Genomic DNA, 24,142 nt, shown 5'->3' with positions numbered 1-24,142 from the left:
TTGGGTGGAAAGCGGCGGCCGGGCGCATCGAGCGCGCCGGCCGTCGACTTCAGGCCGCGAGACGCTCGACGAGGGGGAAATCGACCTCGGTGCCGAGCGCTTCGTTGACGTAGTTGGTGAAGGTGTTGACAGCGACATGGCCGATGATTTCGAGGATCTCGGCATCGCTGTACCCGGCGGCCCGAACCTGATCGAGCGCGGCCGGGCCGACCGATCCCCGCGAGACCACCAGGGCCCGCGCGAAGGCGACCGCCGCAGCCGCCTTGGGATCCTGGGAGGTGCCCTCCAGATTGGCCGCAATCTCATCGTCGCTGAGCTTGGCGAACTTGCCGCCGAAATAGGTGTGCGCCGCCTGGCAGTAATCGCAGCCGTTGACGCCGGCCATCGCCAGCGCGATCCGCTCGCGAGTCGCCGGTGCAAGCTTGCCCTTGCCCAAGGCGGCCTGGAAGCCGGTGAGGCCCGTCAGAGCGGCGGTGCTGGTCGAAACCAGCCGGAAGATGTTCGGCACCGTGCCGATCTGCTTGCGGATCGTCTCGAGGATCGGTTGCGAGCCTTCGGGCGCCTCTTCGATCGTCGCGGGAGTCGGGATGTAGGACATGATGTTTCTCCTGTTTTGAAGGCGAGAGAACCGCTCTCGTCTGAGTTGAAGAATGATCGGTTGGGCCATCGTGTTGAATGCTCGAAAGGCGGAAGGGATTATTGCGCGCCAGACAGCAATGACGGCGGATGAGATTAGACCGCTAGCTGGATCCTGTTGTCGCCGCTCCCCTCCGGCTCGGCCGGAACGGTCGAGCAGAGCAGGATCTCGCCCTCTTCCAATGCGGCCGCAGGCTCCCGGACATAAGCGACACGGCCTTTGACGAGCTTGGTCCGGCATGTGCCGCAATGGCCCTCGCGGCAGCTGAATGCCGGCTCCAGCCCGCGCGCCTCGGCCAGTTCCAGGAGCGTGCCGGAGCCCGGCGTCCAGCGGGCTTCCTTGAGCGATTCCGTAAAGGCGACAGGAACCGCCTGCGTCGCGGGCTGTGGCCTGACAGCGATCTCGATCGGGGCTGCCGGAGCCGTGCGCTTGAGTGACGACGGTCCGAAGGCTTCGGCATGAATACGGTCGTCTGCGATGTTGAGGCCGCGCAGGCCATCATACAGGGCCTGGGTGAAGGACGGCGGACCGCAGAGGAAGAAGTCGTAATCGCCGAAGGGGAGGAAGCGACTCAGCGCAGCCACGTCCAGCCGGCCCGAGACGTCGTAATCACGCTCTGGCTCTGCATCGGTCGTATCACTGAGAAGGCGCACCAGCTTGACCGCACCCTGTGCAGCCGCGACCAACTCGGAAAGCTCGTGGTCGAATGCCCTATCCTTCTTGGTACGAGCGGCCTGGAATATGGTGACCGGCCGGATGCGCTGCTTGCGCACCCCCTCGTAGACGATGTGCCGGAGCATCGCGAGCAGCGGGGTGATACCGACGCCACCCGCCAGCATCACGACAGGACGTGTCGCTCGTGCGTCGATGGTGAAGGAGCCTGCAGGCGCGCGCGCCTCAATGGTATCGCCCACCCGCAGATTGTCGTGCAGATGGGTCGAGACCAGACCGTCGCGTCGCACGCTGATCCGGTAGACGCCATCTGAGGGTGCTGCCGACATGGTGTAGGTTCTCACCACAGGCTGCTCGGCGCCTTTGGGCGTCAGACGGATCGGGAGGTGCTGCCCGGCGAGGTGAGCGAGCAGTCCCGCTCCATCCGTGGGCTGCAGATAAAACGATCGGATCGAAGCGCTCTCGTCGACGATCCTCGCAATGCGCACTGGCCTCCAGCGCGTCGCCAGCTCCGCCGCCCGAAGCCGGTCGGCGGCCTGCTCCCAATCGCCGGTCATCAGCGAGTTCGCAGACCAGCCGTTCTGCCGGAAGTTCCAGCGCAGGGCGAGCGCGGCGCGGCGTCGGACGATCCGGCGCGCCTTGAAGGTCCAGAGCCGTTCGGCCCCCTGGAAGGCGGCGATCTCCGGCGAGTCCAGAACAAGCGCCGCGTCTCCCGTCAGTTGGAGCACATCGCCGGTTTCGAAATCGACGAACAGCAGCCCGGCCTTACCGTTCAGATGAATGTTGCCGAGGGTGGCGAAGAACAGGTTGCCGTCGAAATCCGGGATGGTCAGCGTTCCGTCCTCGCCGACGCGGACGAAGCCGGCCTTGCCGCCGCGGTGCGAGACGTCCACCTGGCGGCGATCTCCTCGATCGGCATAGGAGGCAACGAAGAACGCGTCCGCACGCTGTATCGTCTCGCGCGCAGCATCGTCCAGCGACGCCAGGCTCTCGGCAATCAACCCCGGCTGCATGTCGGGCTCCCGGCTGAACGAGAAATCCCGCAACTGTATATAGCGGGGGCAGTTGCCGAAGCTCTGGTCGACCGCGACGCTGAGGCCTGCGGCGGACGTCGAGACGAAGCCGTTCATGCGGTTGCGGCGGCGGGTATGCATTTCGATGCCGAGCAGCCCGATGGGAGCGCCATCCGCCATGCCCTCGGCCGCCGGATCGCCCGCGGCCGGATGTGCTGCGATATCGAGAACGGTCGGCGACGGTGACGACATGAAGCCGGGCCGCCCCTCGATGAACGTTGCCCAGGCATCCCCGGCAGGATCGACGCTGCCGAGCACGATGAAGGGCAGCTGCGCATAGAACTCGCGGTGCTGGTCCGGCATGAAGTCACGGACCACCCGTTGCCCGGCGACGGCCATGCGTTCGGCCATGCCGGCCTTTTCCTGCAGATACCGTTCTCCCTCATGCCATACAGGCAGCTTCGCGAGTGTCGTATCCATGTCCCCGCTCCTTCGAATGAAAGGTCCGGGCGCGCCGGCGGGCGCGCTCCGGCACATCGTCACGCAGCCAGGCCGACGGGGGTCTGCACAAAGGGTACGAACCCGGGCAGGGCCTCGACGCGCCGCAGAAACGCGTTGACATTCGGGTAGCCGGTCAGATCGACATTGCCTTCCGGCGCGCGGGCAACATAGCTGTAGATCGCCACGTCCGCGATGGTGGGGCCGTCGCCGACGAGCCAATCGCGACCGTCGAGCCGGCTCTCAAGCCTCGCCAGCAGCACATGAGCGCGGGCGATGACCTCCTCGGGGTTGTACTTGGCCCCGAATACCGTGATGAGCCGTGCGGCAGCCGGACCGTAGGCGACCTCGCCTGCAGCGACCGACAGCCAGCGCTGGACCGCGGCGGCGCCCTTTGCATCGTCTGGAAGCCAATCGTTCCGTCCTGCCTTCTTGGCCAGGTAGACGAGAATGGCATTCGAGTCGGCGATGGCGACCTCGCCGTCTTCTAGAGCGGGAACCTGACCGAACGGGTTTATCCGGAGGAAGTCGGGCTTCTTGTGCGCGCCGGCCTTGAGGTCGACCTCGACGAGTTCGTGCGGCAGCCCCAGAAGAGAAGCGAAGAGACGGGCGCGGTGGGCATGGCCCGAAAGGGGATGATGATAGAGCTTCACGGCTCACTCCTGCGATGATGGACGGGCCTGTTCCCGATCCGCATCGCCAAGGTGCCGCAGGTTTCACTCTTGCAGAATGCTCAAGCTCGGCAGTTCATTGTTACGCGACGTGGAAGAATGGCCGATTCACATGCGCCTGGCCATCCAGGCGAAACGCCCAATATTGGCCCGATATCGGCCGCTCGATCATGCCTGCGCGACGTTCCCGCTGAACATGCCGCCCTTGAAGACCGGAGCCGTGGTATCAGTGGTAAACAGAACGATGTCTGCGTCGGTAACCGCCGCGATGCCAGCCTCGCTGTCGCCAAGATGGTAGAGTTCTCCAGCATCGATCGCGAGGTCGCCGACGCGCACCTTGCCTGAGAAGACAAAGAGGAGACTGACGAAACCGGGCGCTATGACGTCGGGCAAAGCCAGAGTGTGACCGGCGTGCAAATGCGCATCTCGAACCCACGCTTGCGAACGAACTTCGAAAGCCGCTCCCTGCGGGGCAACGAGAAGCCGCCAGGCATCGTCGCTGCGCTCCGCATCCATCTCGTGGAACTGAACCTTCGGCTCCAGATCGCCCTCGCGCGGACGCAGGAAGATCTGGAGCGCCTGCGTGGGCTCGTCGCCCAGGACATGTTCCTCGTGCTGAAAGCTATGCCCGGCGTTCATCATCATCAAACGGCGGGGCGTCACCTCCTCGCGGTTGCCGACGGTATCGAGATGAAGCATACGGCCCGCCCTCTTGTAGGTGAAGATCTCGTCATCCTTGTGCGGATGCATTCCGATGATGTGTCCGGGCTGAATCTGAGCGCGGTCAATCCGGCCGATCGCGCCGATGCCGCTGTCGACCTCGTTCGACAGGGAGCCCGGATAGAACACCTTGATGCCGAAGCCGTGCTTCCAGTCGCCCCGTGTGATCGACGGCATGATTTTGGTCGGTTGCATGATGACACTCCTCAGGTCCGGGATGGACTTCTCGCCAGAAGAGGTAGCGTTGCTGTATGCGGGCGAGTAGCCACGTCTGACGGTCAGCTGAGTTTCGGCAAGAGGAACGCCATGGATGTCGACGATTTGAGGACCTTCGTTCAAGTCGCTGACGCCGGAGGGGTATCGCCTGCCGCGAGGCGTCTCGGCTTGGCCAAGTCGATCGTCAGCCGGCGTCTGGTGCGGCTGGAAGAAGAGCTGGGGGCACAATTGCTGGCGCGAACCACCCGCGGTGCGGCGCTGACCGAGGCCGGAGTGACGTTTCGGGAGCACGCCGCTCGGATATGTTCGGAGCTGGATGCCGCGCGCGAAGAGATCATGCCCTCGGGCGAACTGCGCGGACTGCTGCGATTGGCGGCACCGTCATCCTTCGGCCCCGAATATTTTGCGCCTGTCCTTGCCGAGATGGCGAAGCGCCATCCGCTTCTGCACGTCCACACTCTGTTCAACGACCGCTATGTCGATCTCATCAGCGAGGGCTTCGACTGCGGTATCCGGGTCGGCTATCTGCCGGACTCAAACCTGGTGGCGAGACGCATCGGCACGCTGCCCGTCAGGCTCTTTGCCAGCCCCGACTATGTGGTCGCCCATGGGGCACCATCGGTTCCCGCGGAGGTAGCCGGTCATTCGGCGGTGATGATCGGAACGGAGAGCTGGAAATTCGAACGCGACGGCACGGTCACGCAAATTCACCCGCATGGTCGCTTCAAGGCAGACAGCGCCGTGGCGATCGCCGAGGCGACCGCGGCCGGCATCGGGATCGCGGCACTGCCGCAGTTGATTGCCGAGCGCTATGTCGCGGCGGGCCGGCTGGTGCCGATCATGATCGAGTGGTCGCTGCCATCGGTTGGCATCTTCGTCGTGCGCCCGCCCGGTCAGCACCTCCCGCGCAAAGTGAGGGTGCTGACGGAAATCCTCATCGAGAGGATCGGGCCGGCTGCGAAATGACCTACCACTCGATGCCGATCTTGCCGAAATGGCCGGAGGACTGCTGAAAGCGGAAGGCTTCCGCAAGTTTGCCGAGCGGGAAACGCCGGTCCACCACCGGACGGATTCCGGTCACATCGATGGCGCGCACGAACTCCTGCTGCTGCCGCCGCGATCCGACGATCAAGCCTTGCAATCGCGCCTGCTTGGCCATCAGTGCGGCGGTCGGCACGTCGCCCGCGACGCCTGTTACAGTGCCGATAAGCGCGATGTGCCCGCCTACGCGGACCGCCGCGATCGAGTTGGCGAGAGTGCCGGCACCGCCCAGCTCAAGGACGTGGTCGACGCCCCGGCCACCGGTCCAATCCGCGACAGCACGGCCCCAACCCTTCACCTCCCGATAGTTGACGACATGGTCGGCGCCGAGGTCGCGTGCACGCTCAAGCTTCTCGCCGGACGAGGACGTGACGATCGCGGTCGCACCCATCGCCTTTGCGATTTGCAAGGCCCAAATAGAGACCCCGCCTGTGCCGAGCAGCAGCACGGTATCGCCAGCCTTTAAACCACCATCGGCTATCAGGGCTCGCCATGCCGTCAAACCGGCCGTCGTTATCGTCGCGGCCTCGACATGATCATAGTCGCGCGGCGCATGGGTGAAGGCGGTCGCGCGGGTGACAACGAACTCGGTCGCGAAGCCGTCGATCCCATCGCCGGGCGTGCGCGCGAAATTGCCGATCGTCGGCGCGCCGTCTTGCCAGTCGGGAAAGAAGCAGGAAACCACCCGGTCTCCCACTGCGAACTCGGTGACACCGTTTCCGACAGCCTCGACCGTTCCACCGGCATCCGCTAGCGCGATACGGCCAGCCTCCGCCGGCATGCGTCCCGTGACCACACCCAAATCGTGAAAGTTCAGTGAGCTACCGTGCAATGCGACACGGATCTCGCCTTCTCCGGGCTGGCCTGGGTCCGGCTTTTCGCTGAAACCCAGGGTCTCCAGGGTTGCCGGGGAACCAACGGTCATCGCCTTCATGGGGTGTTCCTTCGTTCAGGAGTTGCGGCGCCGCGCGGTAAATGACGGGGGAGCGAAGGGTTCGGTCGAACGCCAGAGAGGCCCATCGTCTTCGCCATGGCCATACGAGCAGGTACGATACCGCCCGGATGGCCATAGCTGAAAGCGGGCCGACGACATCGCTTCTCGGCCGGAAGGGCTTACGAGCGCGGCAAGTAGCGCTCAGTGATAAGCCAGGATGCCGGACAGGCGCTGGCCCAGTGGCGTGCTCCAGTCGACGGCCAGCTCCGAAATCAACTGGTCATGCGTTATGATCACCGCGCCCGCACGCTCCATCCGGCGCAAGGCGAGGTCGTCGCCATATTTGGTGTAGGAGGCCGAAGCATCTGCCGCCACCTGCACTTCGTAACCTTCGTCCAACATCTGCAGCACCGGGAAGAGGACACAGATCTCGGTCGTGATCCCTGCGACGATCAGCTTCTTGCGGCCAAGCGCCTTGACCGCAGCGTTGAAGCCGTCGTGATGCATCGCATTGACGATACCGGGCCGCTTGATGCGCTTCGCGTAAGCCTCCGGCAGGATCTGCTGAAGCTCGGGAATGAGCGGCCCTTGCGCATGATCTTCCATGCTGACGGTCAGAAGCACCGGGATATCGGCGCCGACCGCGATCTTCGCCAACTTCACAGCATTGGCCTTGACCAGATTGATGTCGTGGGAGTGGGTCCACGACATAGTGCCGACCTGATGATCGATCAGCAGCATCGCTGCATTCTCGGGAGTGTAAACATTCTTGTGCATGGTCGTTCTCCGCCGTCTCGATAAGTGGCAAGGCATAGGCGCCTCGCCCTGTCCTCAAGCACCGACCTCATGTCTTCTGCCGGGGACAAGGAGAAAATCGCCGCTCTCAACGAGGAACACTAGATTCGTAACGAGGACTTCTGCGTTCCTCAGGCAGGAACGCATCGGGCCACCGGAGGAGCTAAGCCCAAGCTGTTCAACTCACGGTAACGAACCAAAGCCTATCGCGCCCGGATCGGCCGCTTGCCTCCATGAGACCAACGCCAGTCTAAAGAAGGTCTGCTTTTGGGCGTCAGTCCAATGTCAGCATTTGGCGCTAGCCCGCTGTCGCCAATGGCAATTTCCCACCACCCTAACGGGGCCTTGGTCAGTTGAAGCGTGGATATCTACTCTCTGCTGAAGTCAGTACCTGAGGATGTAACTCCGTCCCCTCTTGCCGTCATGTGTTCAAGATCCAATCCCGGAACGCTGCGATCTTGGGCTGCTGCTGTCGGTTGTCCGGACAGACGAGATAATAGGCAAACTCCTCCATTCGAGCGGGCGGAAACAACTGGATCAAACGCTCGTCGCGCAGTTCATCCTCAAGCAGGGCAGCCGGGAGCAGTCCCGCGCCTTGACCGGCGAGCACCGCTTTTAGCAAGAGGCCGCTGTCATCGAAGGAGAGGCCACGCGCAGTCGTCCTTTCAGCAACGCCGTGCGTGTCAAACCACAGGCTCCAGCCCTTTCGTTCGGCATCGTGAACCTGCGGCCAACGCACGAGATCCGATGGCCGGTTCGGACGGCCGGCTCGGTCGATCAGATCGGGGGTGGCCACGGCGATCATCTCGACCGTGACGACGCGGTCGCTGCGAAGTCCGGGATATCGGCCCATCCCATGGCGGATCGCAACATCCGTGTCCGAGCGAGAAAAATCAACCAGTGCATTGCTGGTGACGATCTGCAGATCGATGCTGGGCTGCGCCGTTCGAAAGGATGACAATCGCGGCACCAGCCATGCCGATGCAAAAAAGGGCGTGGTGCTGACAGTGAGCAGCCCAGAATCCAGCTGGGCTGCGATCCGCTCGGATGCACCGGCGATCTGGCGGAATGCATTGCGTATCGATGGCAGATAATCGCGGCCCGCGTCAGTCAGAAAAATCCCTCGCGTCACCCGCTCAAAGAGCTTCACGCCGAGATTTTCCTCCAGAACCCGGATCATCTGGCTGACGGCCCCCGGCGTCACGCACAATTCTTCCGCGGCCAGTTTGATCGAGAGGTGGCGGGCAGCGGCCTCGAATGCCTTCAGCGCGTTAAGGGGAGGCAATCGACTCGGCATGAATTAGAAAATCTGATTCATCAGGGTTAAGTCTTCTGGTTTGTCCAAGCAGCGAGCGTCAGCATAATTCCCGCCGATATCAAGCGTCAATGCTGCAAGCAAGCCGCCAAGAATCGCATGAATTCTAAATCATAGACTGTCGTGCGTGGCCGCTGGAGAGGTTGGATCGGATGTCTTTCAACGTGGAGTTCTATGGTCTCACAGAGGTCGGAGAGCTTATCTCTCGCCGCGCCATCGCCTCAAAGGATGTCACCGAGGCGCTCCTTTCGCGCATTCGGCGTCTTGATGGTGAATTGCAGGCTTATGCAAGCGTCCTGGACGAGAGCGCCCTCCGCCAGGCGGAGGTTGCCGACCGCGAGATCGAGGCGGGAATCCACCGGGGCCCCCTCCATGGCGTTCCCATAGCCGTAAAGGACCTTTGCTGGATCAGGGGCGTCGCAACGGCGGCCGGCACCGTGGTCCATAAGGACTATGTGCCGGCGCGCGATGCGACCGTCGTGCGAAAGCTCATCGACGCAGGGGCAGTGCTGATCGGCAAGACCCAGCTCACCGAGGGGGCGTATTCCGACTACCACCCATCGATTCCGCCAGTGCAAAACCCATGGAACGGCGACTATTGGGCGGGCATCTCCTCCAGCGGATCAGCGGTCGCGACCGCCGCCGGCCTGTGCTTCGGCGCCATCGCGTCCGACACGGGCGGGTCGATCCGTTGGCCCTCGGCCGCCAACGGCGTCAGCGGCCTGAAGCCGACCTGGGGGCGCGTCAGCCGTTATGGGACATTCGACCTCGCTCCCTCGCTCGACCATATCGGCCCGATTGCCCGGAACGTGATCGACGTCGCGGCGATCCTCAATGTCATTGCCGGGCATGACCTCAATGACCCGACGACGAGCGTTCGTCCGGTTCCCGACTACTTGGCCGACGCAAGCGGGAATGTACGCGGCAAGCGTATCGGGATCGACCCGCACTGGAACTCCGAAGACGTCGACGATTGGACACAGGCCGCACTGACGGAAGCCTGCGCGATATTCTCGAACCTGGGCGCCGAGATCGCCGAGGTGTCATTTCCCGATGTCCGCCAGATCGTGGCGGACTGGACACCGAACTGCGCGGTTGAAGCGGCAGTTGCCCATCAAGCGCCCTATGCCCTCCATAAGGAACAGTATGGCGCCATCCTATCGTCCGTCATCGAGAACGGAATGGCCGTTTCGGGGATGGCCTATCAGGAAATCCTTCGTCGCCGCGCGGCATTCCGTGGCCAGGTCGAGGCCCTGCTATCATCGGTCGACGCCATCCTGACGCCCGTCCATCCTTTCGCGCCGCTCACGCTGAAGACGATCGCAACCCTTGGCGAGCAGCCGGAGCTGATCGCCAAGCTGCAACGCTACACCTGCCCCTTCAACATGAGCGGCCATCCAACGCTGGCCTTCCCCGGGAGCGCCTCGGTGGAAGGCATGCCCATCGGCCTGCAATTGATCGCTGCCGAGTTCGACGAAAGCGCGCTTCTTGCTCTCGGCGCAGCGTTTCAGGGCGCAACGTCCTGGCATCGTCGTCAACCGGGCCTCAGTGGCCCGAAGCGATCCTAAGGTCTTGGGAGCGGCCCGCATATCGCACGCCGAGACGGCTCGGCCCGCCAACAGAGGATAATCATGAACCTGGAAAGGCAATCGGCGATTTTTTACGGTTGGCTTGTGGTCGCCGCAGCCTTCGTCATAACCTTCGTCGGCTTCGGGAGCGCATACACATTCAGCTCGTTCCTGGACTCGCTCCAGCACGAGTTCGCGGCATCGCGCGGTTCGGTCTCGGCGGTTTTTTCGCTGGCCGGATTTATGTACTTCTCGCTCGGCATCGTTTCCGCGCCGCTCGCGGATCGAATCGGCGTGAAGGCGCTTTCCGCAATCGGAATGACGCTAGTCGGCCTCGGCCTCATTCTGGCCGGACAGGCGCAAACCATTCTCCAGGTCTATGCGGCCTATAGCATCGGTATCGGCGTCGGTGTCGGCTGTGCCTATGTGCCCACACTTGGCGCTGTGCAACGCTGGTTCGTCAAGCGCCGTGGTCTCGCATCCGGGTTGGCGGTCAGCGGCATTGGCGTCGGGACGCTCGTGATGCCGCCGTTCGCGCTTTGGCTGATCGCGGACATCGGCTGGCGGAACGCCTACACCACGCTCGGCGTCCTCGCGATCGTGGTCGGCCTGGCAGCGGCGTTCGTCATGGAGGACGAGCCTGGCCGCCGCGGCCTGCAGCCCGACGGCATCACACGTACCATCGTCGTTGGCTCCCTGCAGGCGGGCAATGATACGCCCGTGGGCCAAGCAATCCGGACGCGACGATTTGCGGGGCTCTATCTTGCGTCGTTCCTGAGCGCGCTTGGTGTCTTCGTACCGTTCGTGCATCTCGCGCCCTACGCGGTCGACCATGGTGTTCCCGCTTCGGCGGCAGTCTGGCTGCTTGGTGCCATCGGCATCGGCAGCACGATCGGCCGCTTCTTCCTCGGCGGCATCGCGGACAGGATGGGCCGCGAGAGCTTCCTGATCGCCATGTACATTGGCATGGCCGCCTCACTTCCGACCTGGATCCTTGGTGGCTCCTTGAGCCAGCTCATACTGTTTGCGTTGATCTTCGGTCTCTTCTACGGAGGGTGGGTCGCGATTTTGCCAGCAGTGGTCGCCGATCTGTTCGGTGCGCGTCATGCCGGCCGCATCATCGGGGTGCTCTATTCGAGCGTTGCCCTAGGCACGCTCGTTGGCCCAGGCGCGGCAGGCTTCATCTACGATCGCAGCCATAGCTACGTCATACCCATTGCCGTCAGCGCTCTCGCAAACGCCGGTGCCGCTGCCGTCATGTTTCTGGCGGCACGTCGAGCCTCCGCTGGCAGGGTGAGCAGATGAGCCAATCCATCCCACCCTATTGAGCCGCGGTGGAATTCGGTCGCCTTGGCCGCACCTCCGAACACTCCTTCGCAGTCTAACGCAGCGTATTTGGTGACCCGGAGCGCGCGCCCTTGAAGGGCGTCGCTATACGCGAACAGGTTCGGTTCCTTGTCCAAAATCTAAGAATGGCGTCCCCCCGGCAAGCGCGCTGACTATGGTCGACGGCATAAGATCTTGTCGATCGCCTTCCCTCGGGCGAGTTCATCGATGAGCTTGTCCAAGTAGCGGATTTCCCGCATCACTGGCTCGGCGATTTCCTCGACGCGGACACCGCAGACAATTCCCCTTATGCTGAGGCGCGCGGGATTGAGTGCCGGCGCCTGGGCGAAAAAGGTCTCATAGTCCGAGTTTTTCGCCAGCTGAGAGGCAAGTGCCTCTTGGCCGTAGCCGGTCAGCCAGTGGATGATCTGGTCGACCTCCACCTTCGTGCGCCCCTTCCTCTCCGCCTTGGCGACCAGAAGAGGATAAATCTTGGCAAAGCTCATTCTGTAGATGCGGTGCTGCGTCATCACTTGCTCTTTCCCGGCGCTGCTCGTGGCGTTTCCCGATGTCCATCTTCATATCGCGACCCTGCCGGGGGTTTGAGCTGCCCGGCCCAGGTAAGAGTTGCGTCGGACATGGTCACGAGATGATCGGCCGCTCAATGAGGGTGGGATTTTTCAGATCGACAAGGTGGCCGGTGCGCAATTGCTCCGGCTTGCCGGGCGGATGGAAAGGATAACGGAGGCAAAGAAGGCGACGAATCCGTCCACTCTCTAACAGCGTGTCCGCGACCATGCTCGCGGCGCGCCCGCCCATCGACTTGCCACCGATAACAAGCTCTCCCTGCCGAGCGCGTCGACGGCAGCGATATATCGCGGGTTTAGCTTTTCAGCGCGGGCCGACGGCATGCGCCCAACTGCGGTCCGCCGCCGCCATATAGTCGAACTCAAAGCGGGCAACGCGAAAGCCCTCTCCGGCTAAGGCATTTGCGGACGCCGTCATTGATCGCGAGCCCATCGGAGCTTCGGCCCCATGCGCCAGGAGGATCGTCACGTCGGCCTGGTCGGGGCCGTCGAAAAGAAACATTGCGCTGTCCCACGGGGCCGCTGTCAGCCGCAAACTTACCGCAGCAGATCTCCCGCGTCGGAGCCTTCCCAATGAGCAGTGGCGGCGACTCCTTCGGCACTGTTCGGCTTGCGGCCGGGCCCGTGCCTCTCTCTCAGGTCAGTGCCGGCTCTTCGGTTGCGTTGTCCAGATCTCTGCCCGCTTTCACACTGACCACTAGTGTCCATTGTTGGCGCACGCCTTTGAAAACAATCGTCTCCATGCTCAGCTTAAAGCTCGGCGACAATCCACCTCTTAAAGGCCACCATGGCGCCGGTTTCGGTCCGTGACCTCAATCGCGTCATCCAGTAGGCCCCGGTAACGATACCGACGTCGAGAGGCTGTACAATCCGACCGGAAGAGATATCGCGCGAGAACATCGCGGCGGGGACCAGCGCAACACCGAGACCTTGCGCTGCCGCTTCGACCAAGGCCAGCGAGTTATCGAAAATCCAGCCCCGCGCGACCGGCGGGGTCAGTCCCGCGGTAAGGAACCAGAGCGGCCATTCGTCCTGGCGGTATGAGCGCAGGAGGTGCTGGGCCAGCAGGTCAGCCGGAGTGCGGACTGACATGGCGAGGCCAGGGCTGCAGACCGGAGCGAGCGGGGCTTGCATCAGCTCGACCGCCTCTGTGCCGTGCCAGGCACCGTCACCGAAACGAATGAAAAGATCGAGGCCGTCGAGGAGCGTGTCGGCACGGTTGTTGTTCGTCTTGATCCGCACCTCGATCTGCGGGTGCCGCGCGTTGAAGTCCTGCAGGCGCGGCAGGAGCCACCCGAGGGCGAAGCTGCTGACCACGCCGATCGTGAGAATCTCGGCCGTGCCGCCGGTACGCAGTTGGTGCACCTTGTCGCTGACCCGACGTAGCGCATCCGTCAACACCGGCAGCAGCGCCTGCGCCTCCTCGGTCAGAGCGATGCCACGCGGCAAGCGCTCGAACAGCGTGAAGCCGAGATCTTTCTCAAGCAGCTTGATCTGATGGCTTATTGCGGTCTGGCCCACGCGCAGCTCCATCCCCGCCTTGGTCAGGCTACCGAGCCGCGCCGACGCTTCAAAGGCGCGCAGCGCGATGAGCGGCAATCTCGAAACATCCATCCAGAAGCCCCAATTTTATTCATATCAAATCTGAGTAACGATCATTTGGCTAGGGCCATGCGGCCTCGCTACCTCTGCGCCTCCCTCTGGAGACGCAACGCACATGACAACTCGCACCATTGATTTCCTTGCGGACCGGCGCTCATTCTTGATCGGCGCCGGCGCCACTCTAGTCGGCGCCGGGCATGCCGCGGCTGCTCCTGGGACTAGTCTCGATCTCAAGTCTCTTGAAGCCCGCCATGGAGGCCGTCTCGGGCTTTTCGCGACGCGGGACGGCCAGCGGGTCGGCTGGCGCTCAACCGAACGCTTCGCTTTCTGTTCGACATTCAAACTGTTTCTCGCAGCTTATGTGATGCAGACCGTGCAGCAGGGGCGCGATCGGCTAGACCGAGACGTCCCGATCACGGCTGCCGACATGGTGCCGCATGGGCCGGTCACGCAGCCGGCCATCGGCAGAACGCTCACGCTGGAAGAGCTGTGCAAAGCGACAGTCGAGGTTAGTGACAACCCCGCGGCAAATATTCTGATCCGCGAAATGGGCGGACTGGCTGCCTTCCAGCAGTGGTATGGCAGCATTGACGACCACGTCACGCGCGTGGATCGACTGGAAATTGAGCTGAATAGCGCCTTGCCCGGCGATATGCGCGATACCACGACGGCCGAGCAATATGTGGCCAACCTCGACCGCGTCTTGCGCGGCAACTTGCTTTCAGCGGCGCACCTGCAGTTGCTTACGCGTTGGATCACCGAGACACCCACCGGGGCCGGCCGGATCAAGGCCGGCGTCCCCGCCGGCTACACCGTCGGCCACAAGACCGGCACGGGCGCGCGGGGGACGCACAACAATATCGGCATCATTTGGCCGCCAAGCGGACCATCGATCCTGATCTGCGTGTTCTTCACGGGCGCACAAGACGCAACACCGGGCGCCATTGATGCCGTCGTAGCGGATGCGACGCGTCAAGCCATGAAGGCATTCGGGCTTCCATCTCGCTAGGGGAGCCGGTCGTCAGCATTCGCCGATATTTTCCGTGGCAAACTGCAACCACTGAGGTCGGGGTAACGGTTGTCGGTGGAAGTCGAATGCCCATTGATAGCGCACGATGGATGCGAGTCGAACGTGATCCACGATGATGCCCGCGCATGGATCACGCTGCGACAACCGCTATAATTGGAGGTACCACCGATGCATAATGGCTTTCACGCCTCAAATCGCGACCGGAAGCCCGTGCGATACGCGCTTTCAGAGAATGGTTCCTCGCGGAGATTGATCCCGCCGCAGAATAGCTGGGTCGATTATAACTAAACGAGGAAAGAGCCACCTGCTTGCAGAGTGTTGCACGGGAACGCTGACCGGCATGGCGGGACAGCAGCTTCTTCATCCGAGGCGTATCGCGCCGGACTTACCAGGAAGCCAGACGCTGATGCATTTCTCCGATACCAGCACATTCGCTCGTCAGATCCACTTGCACGCGGCCAAGGCGGATGGGCCCTATGTGATTGCGCTCGACGGACGCAGCGGCGTGGGCAAGTCGACTCTGGCAGCGCTGCTAGCAGATAAGGTGGGAGCGGCGCTCATTGAGGGTGACGACTTCTTTGCCGGCGGCACTGGGTTGCGATCAGATGCCCCCGCCATCCGCGCTGCCGACTGTATCGACTGGCCCCGCCAGCGCGCTGTGCTGGGCGCCTTGCGGCAGGGTCGCGCTGCCAGTTGGCGCGCGTTCGATTGGGAAGCTTTTGACGGCAGGTTGCAGTCAAGCGTGTCTGAGCTTTCACCGCGATCCGTCGTTATCCTCGAGGGCGTCTATTCGGCTCGGCCGGAACTCGCGGACCTCATCGACATGAAAGTTCTCGTGACAGCTTCAGACGCTTTCCGCAAAGCAAGACTGCTTGTGAGAGAGGGCATTATAGGTCCCTGGGAGCGCCAATGGCATGAAGCCGAAGAGCACTACTTCCGTGAGGTTATGCCCCTGGTCCGGTTCGATGCGGTCTTCGACGCGGCCAATTCGGATGATTGACCGTGATTGGACCTGATGAAGCTGCTGAAAAATTGTGGCAGAGATCCCTGCGCTGACACGCGAACCGGCTCGACGAGCTTTTGTCTCGACCGGCACCGCGGAATGTCGGCTTTCTGGCAGAGTTGCAAGTTCCGCTTATGGCGCGTTTCGGTCCCGCCACTCGGAGGCTTTCAAAACTCCTTGGGACCGGGCATGCACCTCAACTCCGCTGGCCGTGACGCGATGCAGAGGCCACGCTCCATCAAGCTTGCCGCACCGCATTCAATGCGGGCCCGACGTTCCGTGTCAGGACGGAATGAATCTGGGCGATGACGGCGGCGCCTTCGCCAACGGCGGCGGCGACCCGCTTGGTCGAACCGGCCCGCACGTCTCCGACGGCGAAGATGCCTGGGCAACTGGTTTCGAGCGGCAGCCGCTCGCCGTCGCCGGCGCGCTCCCCCGTGAGAACGAAGCCCTTTGCGTCGAGCGCCACACAGCCGTCGAGCCAGTGCGTATTGGGATCGGCGCCGATGAACAGGAAGAGGTGGTGTGATGTGCACTCCCGGATCGCACCTGTCCGGCGGTCCCGAAACCTCGTCCCGGTCAGGCCAGTCGCCCGGTCGCCGTGCAAATCGACGATTTCGCTGTCCACATGGAGTTCGACGTTGGGCAAGGCCGCGATCCGATCGATCAGGTACCGGGACATGGTCTGCTCGAGGGGGCGGCGCACCACCAGGTGCAGATGCCTGACCTGCGGCGCGAGATAGGCAACCGCCTGGCCCGCCGAGTTTCCTCCGCCAACCAGGACGACATCCTCGCCGGCACACAACCGCGCCTCGACGGGCGATGCCCAGTAGGAAACGCCCGCCCCTTCCAGCGCTTCGATGTTGGGAATGTCGGGCTGCCTGTAACGCGCTCCGGAGGCGATCACGATGGTGCGCGACCGCGCGGTGCCTCCATTGCTGAGCTCGAGGGTGAACGGGGCTTCCGCATCCGCTCCGTGACAGCGGAGCAATTCGACGGTCAGCGGAATGGCAAGCTCGGCGCCGAACTTCGCCGCCTGATTGAACGCCCGGCCCGCGAGGGCTTGTCCGGAGATGCCGGTCGGAAAGCCGAGATAGTTTTCGATCCGGGCGGACGCGCCCGCCTGGCCGCCGAAGGCGCGGCTGTCCAGGACCAGGACCGACAACCCTTCGGATGCGCCATAGACGGCAGTGGCAAGCCCGGCTGGCCCGGCCCCGATGACCGCCACGTCATGGACAGTCTTCGGATCGAGATCCGGCGTGATGCCGAGACAGGTCGCGGCATCGGCATTGCTCGGGCTTCTGAGCAATGTGCCGTTCGGGCAGATCATCAGCGGCAGGTCTTCGGGGGCGACGCCGAGCCGTTCGACGAGTTCGCGCCCCTCCGGCTCGCACGCGGCAATGACGGTGTGGGGGTAGCCGTTGCGGGTGAGAAAACCCGACAACCGGACGATGCCCGGATCATCCCGGCGTCCGACCAGGATTGATCCTGCGCCGCCGGTCTGCCCCTCCTCGATCAGCATGACGCGCCGGAGGATGAAGGCGCGCATGATCGTTTCACCGACATCCGCCGATCCGATGACGAGCGCGCGGAGATGCGGCGCATCAAAAGGGATCGCGACCGCACCAGCATCCCCCGCCACGACCGACATGAGGGATGGACGGCCCGAGAGCTGATTGGTCTCGCCGGTGAACTGGCCGGGACCGTAGGTCGTGACCAGCGACGACCGGCCGGCCGCGCCGCGTCGGATCGCGTCAGCCGAGCCATCGAGAATCAGCCAGCAGGGGGCGTCGCGGGCGCCGATCTCGTAGACGACCTCACGCGGACCGAAGCGGCGCGGTGCGCCGCTGGCGAAGCGACGCGACGTCGCAATCTGAAGGGCGGACAGTGTCGGAAAAATCTGCTCTCGCCGAGCATCGCCGATTGCCATGGGGTGACCTCCGTATCGGGCCTATGCCACTTCTCGCGCGCGACGCCATCCGACCAGATGAGGAGCTTGACCGCAATCACGCCGGCGCGAACTGCGGCGCCTTCGGCAAGATGGGCGCGAAGACCAGAAGGGCCAGGAGCGTCGGCCCGAAGCTCGCCCATACAGCGGACAGCGGGCCGTAGCCGGCCGCAATCGTCACGCTGCCCGCCCAGGCGCCGATGGCGTTGGCGATATTGAGCGCCGCGAGGTTCATGGCCCCCATCAGCGTGAGCGCCTCCGGAGCGAAGCCCGTCAGGCGCACCCGCACTCTCTCGACGCATCGTCGGCTCCTACGAGCGGCAGAGGTCGATATGTCCCGATCTCAGGCTTCTTTGTCCGTCAGTGAATCCGGATTGGCTTTACTGCTCTTTGGAGCAAGTTTTTCGAGGCCACCGTCATGTCTTATCCAGGTTCCACCGAGAGCCGCCGCACGGTCCTGACCGCAGCGGTCGGTATAGCGGCAGCCGCAATTCTTCCGGCCCCCGCCTTCGCTACTCCCTTCTCCACTGTCCAAGCATCGAAAGGAACACATGCCATGAGCGCCGCTTACGTCACCACCAAGGACGGCGTGGAGATCTTCTACAAGGATTGGGGACCGAAGAACGCCCAGCCCATCGTCTTCCACCATGGCTGGCCGCTGTCATCGGACGATTGGGACGCGCAGATGCTATTCTTCCTTCACAACGGCTATCGCGTGGTGGCGCATGACCGGCGTGGTCATGGTCGCTCATCGCAAGTCAGCGAAGGGCACGACATCGACCATTATGCTGCGGACGCCTCCGCGGTGGCCGAGCACCTGAATCTGCGCAATGCCGTGCATATCGGCCACTCGACCGGTGGCGGCGAGGTCGCGCGCTATGTCGCCAAGTTCGGTCAGCCGCAGGGCCGCGTGGCCAAGGCGGTTCTCGTGTCGGCTATCCCGCCGATCATGGTGAAGACCGAAAAGAATCCCGAAGGACTGCCCATGGCGGTGTTCGACGGCTTCCGTTCCGCGCTCGCGGCCAACCGCGCGCAGTTCTTCCTCGATGTGCCGACCGGGCCGTTCTACGGCTTCAACCGGCCGGGCGTGACGCCGATCCCGGGCACGATCCAGAACTGGTGGCGCCAGGGCATGATGGGTTCGGCCAAGGCCCACTACGACGGCATCAAGGCGTTCTCCGAGACCGACCAGACCGAGGACCTGAAGGCCATTAACGTGCCGACGCTGGTGATGCACGGCGACGACGACCAGGTCGTGCCCTACGAGGATGCCGCCCTCAAGGCAGTGAAGCTGCTGAAGAACGGCACGCTGAAGCTCTACAAGGGCTATCCGCACGGCATGCTCACGACCCATGCCGACGTGATCAATCCGGATCTGCTCGCCTTCGTGAAGGCCTGATGAAGCGGTGCCTCGGCACTCGTGCCGAGGCACCTGCCAGGAGGGCTGTTGCATGAAGCTTTATGTCCATCCGGGTGCGAGCTCGCTCTCGGTGCACATCCTATTGCGCGAGATCGGGGAGCCCTTCGATCTCGAGGTCGTCAACGTGACGGCAAAGCAGCGGGCGGACGGCTCGGATTATCGCGACGTGGCTCCCAGAGGCATGGTGCCGCTGCTGGAGCTTCCCGGTGGCGAGCGGCTGACCGAGAACATGGTGATCGCGCAATTCATCTGCGATCGGGCGGAGCGACGCGATCTCATGCCTGCTCCCGGCACCATGGCGCGCTACCGGGTCATGGAGTGGCAAAGTTTCGTCGCCGCCGAGCTGCACAAGAGCTTCATCCCGCTCAACTGGAAGATCGACGCGCCGATGCGCGAGCTCGTCCTCGCCCGCATCCGGGGACGTCTCGCCTTCGCCGAACAAGGGATGGTTGGCCCGTTCCTCACCGGTGAAACCTTCACCGCTGCCGACGCCTATCTCTTCGTCATCGCCAGCTGGACGCGCTTCTACGGCATAGCGCTCGACGCCTATCCCCGGCTGGCGGCTTTCCTTCGGCTGGTCGGAACGAGGCATTCGGTCAAGGCCGCGCTTCACGCCGAAGGACGCGGCATGGTCAGCCTCGACGATCCGACACCGGCACCCTGAGCGTCCATCCGCCGACACAAACCCGAACAACTTTCGAGCGGCTGCGCAGGCGCCACCGCTTTCGGAAGGGCTCATCTTCATTCGAAGCGAAAGGAACCGACCATGCCTGATACTCTCGAACGGACTCCGACGCGCTATATCGATAGCGGCGGTGTGCGCTTCGCCTATCGCCGGCTCGGGCCGGAGGCGGGTATTCCGCTCGTTTTGCTGCAGCACTTCACCGGCACAATGGACGCGTGGGATCCGGCGGTGGTCAATGCGCTGGCGGCGCGGCGGCCGGTGATCGCCTTTAACAATGCCGGCGTCGGCACCTCCTCCGGCGAAACACCTGACAGCGTCGAGCAGCAGGTCACCGATGCCGAAGCCTTCATCGCAGCGCTCGGCCTGAAGCAGGTCGATCTCCTTGGCTTCTCGCTCGGCGGCTTTCTGGCCCAGGTGATGGCGACGCGCGGCGCGGTCGATGTCCGCCGGATGATCCTCGCCGGTACGGCTCCGCGCGGCGGCGAGGAGCATCTGCTGCAAGTGGTCGAAGAGGCCTTCGCCCGGAACGCACGCGACGTCAGGCTTCCCCTCTTCTTCACGCCGTCCGAAGCCAGCCAGGCCGCCGGCGCCGCCTTCATCGACCGCGCCGGCGCCCGGACGAGCGACCGTGATCCGGACCGGGGCGAGGCCGTCAGCAACCCGCAGGCGCAGGCCATCATCCGCTGGTGCGCGGAGCCGGACCCGGATCACGCCTCGCTCAGGGCGATCCGACAGCCGACGCTCATCGTCCATGGCAGCGACGACACGATGTTCCCGTCGATCAATGCCTACGAGATGTTCAAGAACATGAGCAGCACCACGCTGATTATCTATCCGGATTCAGGCCACGGCGCGCTGCTCCAGTATCCGGAAACATTCGTTTCGCATGTCGAGACCTTTCTCGGCGCCTGAACTACACAGCAAACGACAGGATGACGACATGGACGCTCTGGCACGGAAGATCATCGATGCCCATGGCGGGCTCGACAGATGGAAGAATTTCACCACCTTGACCGCCCACCTTCGGCAGGGCGGCGTGCTCTGGCCGCTCAAGGGGCATGGCGGCAAGCTAGACGAGACGAACGTCACGGTCGGGCTCGGGCGGGAGTGGGCTTCTCATTCGCCGTTCGGGCCGGAGGGCAAGGTGACCCGCTTCGAGCCGGGCCGCGTCGAGATCAGGGACGCCGCCGGGAAGATCGTCGAGGAGCTGGACGAGCCTCGCGCCTCCTTCGCCGGGCATACGCTCGAAACACCATGGACAGAGCCTCAACTGGCCTATTTCGCCGGGATTGCGATGTGGACCTATCTCAACATGCCGTTCCTGCTGGCTGCGCCCGGCGTCGTCAGCCGATCCGTCGGGGAGTGGCGGGAGAAGGGTGAGACCTGGCAGAAGCTCGAAGTGGCGTTTCCCTCCGACATCGCCACGCACAGCACCGTGCAGACGCTCTACGTCGACGATGCCGGCTTGCTGAAGCGTCACGACTACGATGTCGAGATCGCCGGGAACACGCCGGGCGCACACTATATCGGCAGCTATGTCGAGGTGCAGGGTCTCCGCTTCCCGACCGAGCGGCGCATCTACCCGCGTCAGCCGGATGGAACCTCGCTTGCCGAGCCGCTGGTCGTCTCGATCGACCTTTCGGACATCCGGCTGGCCTGATTCCGCAGCAGGGCCGCTGCCTCTATGCCGCGGCCCTGCGCATGATCCGCTCGCCAATGGTTCGCCCACTCCGGTGCACGACTCCGGATCCGGGCTATTTGAACCAGACGCCCGCCTTCACCGCAGCGAACATCGCCAGCCCATAGGCCAGGAGTGCGAGCGCCAGCGAGGCGAAGAAGGCTTCGAGCGAACCCGTGAGCCGCAAGACAAGCCAGCCGCCGAGCAGTGCGACGACGAGGCGAAGCGCGCCGGCGCCCAGCGGCCAGAGCAGCTTTCCCGCGCCCTGGCTGGCAAAGTAGAGCGACAGTCCGAGCCCGAAAAAGCCGTAGAAGGGGCCGACGATCCGCAGATAGGCGCTGCCGGTCGCGATCATCGCGGGCTCGGCGCTGAACAGCCCGAGCCAGGCGGCGGGAAACAGCGCGGCCACGATACCGATGACTTCGGTGATCGCGAAGGACAGGCCCGCTCCGCTCAGCCCGATCTCCAGTGCCCGCTCGCGCTGGCCCGCGCCGATATTGGTGCCGACGAGCGCGACCATCGGCGCGCCGATGCCAAAGATCACTGGGACCAGCAGATATTCGAGCCGGACGCCTGTCCCGAAGCCCGCGACCGCATCCACCCCGGCCGCGGCGGCGACGATCGCGGTCGCGCCAGCGACGATGAGGTTGGTCTGGAGCGACTGCAGCGCCGAGAGCGCGCCGACTTTCAGGATGCCGGCGAGCGGCTCCCAATGCAGGCGCACCCAGTGGAACCGCGCCGGGTTGCGCCCCGAGAGGACGTACCACGCCATGGCGAGCGTTCCGCCGGCGTAGAAGGTGAGCAGCGCCACCCCTCCTCCCGCGATGCCGAGAGCCGGAATGGGGCCGAAGCCGAAGATCAGTAGGGGCGAGATCGGGATCAGCAGGGCGACTCCGACACAGCTGACGATGGCCGGGAATGCCATGTTGCCCGTGCCGCGGATCACGCTGGCGAGCCCGTTCATCAGCCAGATCAGGCCATTGCCGGCGAAGACGACGCCCGAATAGGTCAAGGCCGCCTCGAGATCGCCGCCGGAGCCGCCGAGCAGACGATAGATCGGCCGGCCGAAGATGAGGAACAGGGCCGAGAAGCCGAGGCCGAGGGCGAGGTTCAAGACGATCGCGTGCAGGACGAGAGCGTCAGCCCGTGCGCGCTGTCCGGAGCCGAGCGCACGCGCCACGGCCGAGGAAATGCCGCCGCCGATCGCGCCGTTCGAGAGCATCGTCATCAGCATGACGGTCGGGAACACGAGCGCCATGCCCGCCAGCGCCTCCGTCCCGAGCTTGGCCACGAACCAGGTCTCGATCAGCCCGCTCGATGCCTGGGCGAGCATGATGAGCACGTTCGGCCAGGCCATCCGGACCAGCAGCGGCAGCACGGGCGCTTCGAGCATGCGTCTGGTGCGCGGATCGACGGGCACAGCCGACCCCGCGCGGTTCGCGAGCTCGGCCGAGGAACCGGGCAGTGAGCCGGGCGCCCCCGGCGCAGAGGCGTCGTCACCGCGTCGCATGGGCTGCCCCGCGTCGATCGAGCATCATCGCCACCAGTTCAGCCAGCGCCGCCATCGCGCCGATGGCCCAGACCGCGCCGATACCGATGATACCGGCACCGATCGCCGATCCGATGGAGAAGCCGAGATACGTGGTCGAGGTGTTGAGCGCGAGCGCAACGGATGCCTCCGAGACTGGCCCGGCCGCGATCAGCCGCGCCATCTGGGCAGGAAACAGCGACCACACGCTGAAGCCCCAGGCCGCGATGGCAGGGAGCGCGACTACGAGGGCCCCTGCCGGCGCCAACAACGTCGCAACGGCGAGAGCTGCAAAGGAGATTGAAAGAGCGATGAGAGAGCTCCGCACCACCCGGTTCGATCCGAAGCGGTCGTTCAGCGTGCCGCCGACCGTGACGCCGATCGCTGCGGCGAGGCCCCACATCGAGACCGTCGCGCTGATTCCGGTGGCACCGAAACCGAGCACCGCCTTCAGATAGGGAGCGATGTAGGGGTAGGCCGTGAAGGCGCCGATCGCCCAGAACAGGCTTACGGCGAGGAGGCGAAGGATCGCAGGGCGCCGGACCACCCCGAGCCGTTGCTTCAGGCTCGCCACCGCAATCCCGAACCCGGCGTCGGAGCGAATCCCGAGACCGATTCCGACGATCGCGACGAGTCCCATCGCAGCCACGGCGAGAAAGGTGGTTCGCCAGCCGAAAGCATGGCCGACGATGGCGCCGAGAGGCAGGCCGAGCGCGATGGCGATCGTCATGCCGCCGCTGACGATGGCGAGCGCACGTCCGCGCTTGCCCGCAGGTACGATGACTCCCGCCAGCGAGTTCGCTCCCGGAATGTAGAGCCCCGACGCGACCGCCATCATGATGCGGGCGAGCATCAGCGCCGCGAAGGACGAGGAGTGCGCTGCGATGAGGTTCCCGGCGGTGAAGATCGCCATGGCGAGAAGCAGCGTATCGCGCCGCCGCAAGCTCGCGGTCAAGACGGTCGAGATCGGCGAGCTTACGGCAAGGACGAGCGTGAAGACGACGACCAGCGTGGCCGTCGCCGAGAGGCTCATCCCGAGGTCGTCGGCGATGGTCGGCAGAAGCGGCGCGATCATGAACCCTTCGGTTCCGATGGCGAAGGTGCCGAGCGCGAGAAAGGCCGGGGGCAGAAGAGAGCCTTCCTCAACCGGCTTCGACGCCATCGCTTCGACGGCGGCGGGGGCCTTAGCCGCGGAGGATAGCGGCTTGTCATGAATCATCGAGAGCGCTCCAAACGCCGCAGGCTCCCCCTGCCG

Annotated in this window: 22 protein-coding genes and 1 pseudogene; 9 read left to right on the top strand and 14 right to left on the bottom strand. The window is 64.1% G+C overall.

The window, feature by feature from the left end; all coding sequences use genetic code 11:
• Positions 1–49 precede the first annotated feature (49 nt).
• The 4 genes from AC1DIN_RS14460 to AC1DIN_RS14445 form a co-directional block, all read right to left on the bottom strand.
• Positions 50–598, bottom strand: coding sequence for a carboxymuconolactone decarboxylase family protein (locus AC1DIN_RS14460; protein WP_142022874.1), 549 nt, complete (start codon positions 596–598; stop codon positions 50–52).
• 134 nt (positions 599–732) lie between these two features.
• Complete coding sequence (locus AC1DIN_RS14455; RefSeq protein WP_142022875.1) at positions 733–2,802, bottom strand: 2Fe-2S iron-sulfur cluster-binding protein; 2,070 nt, start codon at positions 2,800–2,802, stop codon at positions 733–735.
• Positions 2,803–2,861: 59 nt separating this feature from the next.
• On the bottom strand, positions 2,862–3,473 hold the full coding sequence (locus AC1DIN_RS14450) for a glutathione S-transferase family protein (protein ID WP_142022876.1): 612 nt from the start codon (positions 3,471–3,473) through the stop codon (positions 2,862–2,864).
• A gap of 186 nt (positions 3,474–3,659) precedes the next feature.
• Entirely contained in the window at positions 3,660–4,406 is a 747-nt protein-coding gene (locus tag AC1DIN_RS14445) for a pirin family protein (protein WP_142022877.1), read from the bottom strand.
• A 111-nt stretch (positions 4,407–4,517) separates the two neighbouring features.
• Here AC1DIN_RS14445 and AC1DIN_RS14440 point away from each other — a divergent pair, with 111 nt between their 5' ends.
• Positions 4,518–5,393: a LysR family transcriptional regulator gene (locus tag AC1DIN_RS14440; RefSeq protein WP_142022878.1), complete on the top strand. Its 876-nt coding sequence runs from the start codon at positions 4,518–4,520 to the stop codon at positions 5,391–5,393.
• A gap of 1 nt (position 5,394) precedes the next feature.
• Here AC1DIN_RS14440 and AC1DIN_RS14435 read toward each other — a convergent pair whose 3' ends face one another.
• From AC1DIN_RS14435 to gcvA, 3 genes are all read right to left on the bottom strand, one after another.
• A complete protein-coding gene (locus AC1DIN_RS14435; protein WP_142022879.1) occupies positions 5,395–6,402 on the bottom strand; it encodes a zinc-dependent alcohol dehydrogenase family protein in 1,008 nt (335 codons plus the stop codon).
• A gap of 201 nt (positions 6,403–6,603) precedes the next feature.
• Complete coding sequence (locus tag AC1DIN_RS14430) at positions 6,604–7,179, bottom strand: isochorismatase family protein (protein WP_142022880.1); 576 nt, start codon at positions 7,177–7,179, stop codon at positions 6,604–6,606.
• A gap of 439 nt (positions 7,180–7,618) precedes the next feature.
• Positions 7,619–8,494: a transcriptional regulator GcvA gene (gene gcvA / locus AC1DIN_RS14425; protein WP_061971254.1), complete on the bottom strand. Its 876-nt coding sequence runs from the start codon at positions 8,492–8,494 to the stop codon at positions 7,619–7,621.
• Between the two features lie 170 nt (positions 8,495–8,664).
• Between gcvA and AC1DIN_RS14420 the strand changes: the two genes are divergently transcribed.
• A complete protein-coding gene (locus AC1DIN_RS14420) occupies positions 8,665–10,080 on the top strand; it encodes an amidase (RefSeq protein ID WP_142022881.1) in 1,416 nt (471 codons plus the stop codon).
• A gap of 63 nt (positions 10,081–10,143) precedes the next feature.
• Complete coding sequence (locus tag AC1DIN_RS14415) at positions 10,144–11,385, top strand: MFS transporter (protein WP_061971250.1); 1,242 nt, start codon at positions 10,144–10,146, stop codon at positions 11,383–11,385.
• Positions 11,386–11,579: 194 nt separating this feature from the next.
• On the opposite strand, the gene AC1DIN_RS14410 is transcribed toward AC1DIN_RS14415, so the two are convergent.
• From AC1DIN_RS14410 to AC1DIN_RS14400, 3 genes and pseudogenes are all read right to left on the bottom strand, one after another.
• Positions 11,580–11,936 (bottom strand): DUF2200 domain-containing protein, encoded by a 357-nt coding sequence (locus AC1DIN_RS14410; RefSeq protein ID WP_061971248.1) that lies wholly within the window; start codon positions 11,934–11,936, stop codon positions 11,580–11,582.
• A 112-nt stretch (positions 11,937–12,048) separates the two neighbouring features.
• Positions 12,049–12,495: pseudogene (locus tag AC1DIN_RS14405) on the bottom strand (alpha/beta hydrolase family protein).
• Between the two features lie 248 nt (positions 12,496–12,743).
• Positions 12,744–13,607 (bottom strand): LysR family transcriptional regulator, encoded by an 864-nt coding sequence (locus AC1DIN_RS14400; RefSeq protein WP_061971247.1) that lies wholly within the window; start codon positions 13,605–13,607, stop codon positions 12,744–12,746.
• Between the two features lie 103 nt (positions 13,608–13,710).
• Between AC1DIN_RS14400 and bla the strand changes: the two genes are divergently transcribed.
• Together bla and AC1DIN_RS14390 are read left to right on the top strand one after the other, a co-directional pair.
• A complete protein-coding gene (bla, locus tag AC1DIN_RS14395) occupies positions 13,711–14,604 on the top strand; it encodes a class A beta-lactamase (RefSeq protein WP_082617698.1) in 894 nt (297 codons plus the stop codon).
• Positions 14,605–14,965: 361 nt separating this feature from the next.
• Positions 14,966–15,625, top strand: coding sequence for a uridine kinase family protein (locus tag AC1DIN_RS14390; RefSeq protein WP_142022882.1), 660 nt, complete (start codon positions 14,966–14,968; stop codon positions 15,623–15,625).
• Between the two features lie 241 nt (positions 15,626–15,866).
• On the opposite strand, the gene AC1DIN_RS14385 is transcribed toward AC1DIN_RS14390, so the two are convergent.
• Together AC1DIN_RS14385 and AC1DIN_RS14380 are read right to left on the bottom strand one after the other, a co-directional pair.
• Positions 15,867–17,558 (bottom strand): FAD-dependent oxidoreductase, encoded by a 1,692-nt coding sequence (locus AC1DIN_RS14385; RefSeq protein WP_476810281.1) that lies wholly within the window; start codon positions 17,556–17,558, stop codon positions 15,867–15,869.
• A 76-nt stretch (positions 17,559–17,634) separates the two neighbouring features.
• The gene (locus AC1DIN_RS14380) at positions 17,635–17,859 is read right to left on the bottom strand and encodes a hypothetical protein (RefSeq protein ID WP_441470829.1); all 225 of its coding nucleotides are present in this window, start codon (positions 17,857–17,859) and stop codon (positions 17,635–17,637) included.
• A 273-nt stretch (positions 17,860–18,132) separates the two neighbouring features.
• On the opposite strand from AC1DIN_RS14380, the gene AC1DIN_RS14375 reads away from it, so the two are divergent.
• The 4 genes from AC1DIN_RS14375 to AC1DIN_RS14360 all read left to right on the top strand — a co-directional run bounded on the left by AC1DIN_RS14375 (position 18,133) and on the right by AC1DIN_RS14360 (position 21,341).
• Positions 18,133–18,975, top strand: a complete 843-nt coding sequence (locus AC1DIN_RS14375) for an alpha/beta fold hydrolase (protein ID WP_441470828.1) — start codon at positions 18,133–18,135, stop codon at positions 18,973–18,975.
• A gap of 52 nt (positions 18,976–19,027) precedes the next feature.
• Positions 19,028–19,660 carry a glutathione S-transferase C-terminal domain-containing protein gene (locus tag AC1DIN_RS14370; protein ID WP_441470827.1) on the top strand — a complete coding sequence of 211 codons (633 nt, stop codon included), beginning with the start codon at positions 19,028–19,030 and terminating at the stop codon, positions 19,658–19,660.
• A gap of 102 nt (positions 19,661–19,762) precedes the next feature.
• Positions 19,763–20,593, top strand: coding sequence for an alpha/beta fold hydrolase (locus AC1DIN_RS14365; protein ID WP_441470826.1), 831 nt, complete (start codon positions 19,763–19,765; stop codon positions 20,591–20,593).
• Between the two features lie 28 nt (positions 20,594–20,621).
• On the top strand, positions 20,622–21,341 hold the full coding sequence (locus AC1DIN_RS14360; protein WP_441470825.1) for a hypothetical protein: 720 nt from the start codon (positions 20,622–20,624) through the stop codon (positions 21,339–21,341).
• A gap of 94 nt (positions 21,342–21,435) precedes the next feature.
• Here AC1DIN_RS14360 and AC1DIN_RS14355 read toward each other — a convergent pair whose 3' ends face one another.
• Together AC1DIN_RS14355 and AC1DIN_RS14350 are read right to left on the bottom strand one after the other, a co-directional pair.
• Entirely contained in the window at positions 21,436–22,869 is a 1,434-nt protein-coding gene (locus AC1DIN_RS14355; RefSeq protein ID WP_441470824.1) for an MATE family efflux transporter, read from the bottom strand.
• Positions 22,856–24,106, bottom strand: coding sequence for an MFS transporter (locus AC1DIN_RS14350; protein ID WP_441470823.1), 1,251 nt, complete (start codon positions 24,104–24,106; stop codon positions 22,856–22,858). The genes AC1DIN_RS14355 and AC1DIN_RS14350 overlap by 14 nt, the downstream gene beginning before the upstream one ends.
• Between the last annotated feature and the right edge of the window lie 36 nt (positions 24,107–24,142).

This window comes from Allobosea sp. 05T438, assembly GCF_056396025.1.
This window is presented reverse-complemented; position numbering and strand designations above follow the sequence as displayed.

Excerpts from the sequence above, each read along its gene's own strand:
- AC1DIN_RS14460 (WP_142022874.1), bottom strand. The coding sequence starts at position 598 with ATGTCCTACATCCCGACTCCCGCGACGATCGAAGAGGCGCCCGAAGGC.
- AC1DIN_RS14455 (WP_142022875.1), bottom strand. The coding sequence starts at position 2,802 with ATGGATACGACACTCGCGAAGCTGCCTGTATGGCATGAGGGAGAACGG.
- AC1DIN_RS14445 (WP_142022877.1), bottom strand. The coding sequence starts at position 4,406 with ATGCAACCGACCAAAATCATGCCGTCGATCACACGGGGCGACTGGAAG.
- AC1DIN_RS14440 (WP_142022878.1), top strand. The coding sequence starts at position 4,518 with ATGGATGTCGACGATTTGAGGACCTTCGTTCAAGTCGCTGACGCCGGA.
- AC1DIN_RS14435 (WP_142022879.1), bottom strand. The coding sequence starts at position 6,402 with ATGAAGGCGATGACCGTTGGTTCCCCGGCAACCCTGGAGACCCTGGGT.
- AC1DIN_RS14430 (WP_142022880.1), bottom strand. The coding sequence starts at position 7,179 with ATGCACAAGAATGTTTACACTCCCGAGAATGCAGCGATGCTGCTGATC.
- gcvA (WP_061971254.1), bottom strand. The coding sequence starts at position 8,494 with ATGCCGAGTCGATTGCCTCCCCTTAACGCGCTGAAGGCATTCGAGGCC.
- AC1DIN_RS14420 (WP_142022881.1), top strand. The coding sequence starts at position 8,665 with ATGTCTTTCAACGTGGAGTTCTATGGTCTCACAGAGGTCGGAGAGCTT.
- AC1DIN_RS14415 (WP_061971250.1), top strand. The coding sequence starts at position 10,144 with ATGAACCTGGAAAGGCAATCGGCGATTTTTTACGGTTGGCTTGTGGTC.
- AC1DIN_RS14410 (WP_061971248.1), bottom strand. The coding sequence starts at position 11,936 with ATGACGCAGCACCGCATCTACAGAATGAGCTTTGCCAAGATTTATCCT.
- AC1DIN_RS14400 (WP_061971247.1), bottom strand. The coding sequence starts at position 13,607 with ATGGATGTTTCGAGATTGCCGCTCATCGCGCTGCGCGCCTTTGAAGCG.
- bla (WP_082617698.1), top strand. The coding sequence starts at position 13,711 with ATGACAACTCGCACCATTGATTTCCTTGCGGACCGGCGCTCATTCTTG.
- AC1DIN_RS14390 (WP_142022882.1), top strand. The coding sequence starts at position 14,966 with ATGGCGGGACAGCAGCTTCTTCATCCGAGGCGTATCGCGCCGGACTTA.
- AC1DIN_RS14385 (WP_476810281.1), bottom strand. The coding sequence starts at position 17,558 with ATGGCAATCGGCGATGCTCGGCGAGAGCAGATTTTTCCGACACTGTCC.
- AC1DIN_RS14375 (WP_441470828.1), top strand. The coding sequence starts at position 18,133 with ATGAGCGCCGCTTACGTCACCACCAAGGACGGCGTGGAGATCTTCTAC.
- AC1DIN_RS14370 (WP_441470827.1), top strand. The coding sequence starts at position 19,028 with ATGAAGCTTTATGTCCATCCGGGTGCGAGCTCGCTCTCGGTGCACATC.
- AC1DIN_RS14365 (WP_441470826.1), top strand. The coding sequence starts at position 19,763 with ATGCCTGATACTCTCGAACGGACTCCGACGCGCTATATCGATAGCGGC.
- AC1DIN_RS14360 (WP_441470825.1), top strand. The coding sequence starts at position 20,622 with ATGGACGCTCTGGCACGGAAGATCATCGATGCCCATGGCGGGCTCGAC.
- AC1DIN_RS14355 (WP_441470824.1), bottom strand. The coding sequence starts at position 22,869 with ATGCGACGCGGTGACGACGCCTCTGCGCCGGGGGCGCCCGGCTCACTG.
- AC1DIN_RS14350 (WP_441470823.1), bottom strand. The coding sequence starts at position 24,106 with ATGATTCATGACAAGCCGCTATCCTCCGCGGCTAAGGCCCCCGCCGCC.